This is a genomic window from Francisella sp. SYW-2, assembly GCF_008711475.1.
Classification (GTDB): Bacteria; Pseudomonadota; Gammaproteobacteria; order Francisellales; family Francisellaceae; genus Francisella; species Francisella salimarina.
Genome location: NZ_VXKO01000064.1, coordinates 1 through 1314 on the forward strand (window position 1 = coordinate 1; position 1314 = coordinate 1314).

The window sequence follows — 1314 nt, forward strand, 5'->3', positions numbered from 1 at the left end:
GAAGTAGATACAGATGAAATAGAAGATAGTAGTGACTCTTCTTTCAATCCATTTAAGGAAAAAGAAGAGTAAATATCATGAGGATTATAAGGTCTAATTCTAATGAATAGATTTGAATTGGTAATTTAATAACATTGAGGCTAAATATGAAAGTATTACTTTTAGTTTATAAATCATTATTTGCCAAATAATTTGTCAGGTAGTTACCAAACAAAAATTGAGGATGTGCTACTATGAACACCGTAGAAATATATGCTGTTGCGCTTAACGTTAGTGAAGGAATAATACAAATAGATAAAGATAAAGGTGTATCAGGTGCCAGAAATATAGTTCACATAATAAAAGAAATTTCTGATTCTATAGATATTGATAATCCAAATAAAAGTATAATAGTTCTACCAGAATTTGCTCTAGGCTATAGATTTTATAGAACGCCTGAAGAATTTGAACTATTACTATCATTTATTGGTAAAGCGATAAGTAAACCTAATATTATTTGTTTTGCTGGAACGAGTACGGTATTTGATGAAGAAAAAGAAGGATTTGCAAATATATTACCTATATTTGTAGGTGAAAATTTGGTTTATTCATACTCAAAAGTTCATACTACTGAAACAGAAAGCTTAGGTTTATATGAAAATTTAGGAAACCGTGTTTGTAGTTTAACAGATCAGTTTAACGATGAACCCTTTATATCAATAGATGGTATAAATTTTGTATTTGAAATATGTAATGATTATAAAAGAGGATATACTTACTCAAAACATATAGATATAGAGCCAGATCTTCATATAATACCAAGTTGTGGAGCACCTATTTTAGATGTAAAAGATTACTCTAAAAATAAACTAGATTACGCTAAAGATAGAAATATTTTTGTGAAAAAAAAGGGGTTTGTGATTAATGTTGAATCAAGTTTTCCTATAAAGAGTGATGATCAATATAATATAGATTGTATAAAAAATCGTAGTTGTGTCATTATTAACTCAGAGTCTGAACAAAAAGATTGTGATGATATACTATATTATAACACTCTAAATGATGACAAGATACCTGTTGTGAAGTTTACCTTGGGGTAGAAACAGGATATATGTGCATATGACCAGTTTCATCATTTAAAAGTCACTTTTTACCTTACAATATATAGTTTAGCGAGCCTAGTGTACCAATTTTATTTTACTGCCTTTACCTATAGAAAAAGGCTGTTGAGTTAATGAAAGCCCTTTTTCATATGTTTTAATATTGAGTATTTTTTAGATAAATCTGACTCAAAATCTTACTTTTGTGTTTCATATCAGCATTTTATGCTGATAT

1 protein-coding gene is annotated in these 1314 nt (G+C 28.1%); it reads left to right on the forward strand.

Annotated features, from left to right (window positions below):
• The first annotated feature begins 233 nt into the window (after nt 1-233).
• Nucleotides 234-1079 (forward strand): hypothetical protein, encoded by an 846-nt coding sequence (locus F3D57_RS10170; RefSeq protein WP_150466173.1) that lies wholly within the window; start codon nt 234-236, stop codon nt 1077-1079.
• Nucleotides 1080-1314: the final 235 nt, after the last annotated feature.

What these genes read in the sequence shown, in the direction of transcription:
- F3D57_RS10170 (WP_150466173.1), top strand. Translation starts at nt 234, where the DNA reads ATGAACACCGTAGAAATATATGCTGTTGCGCTTAACGTTAGTGAAGGA.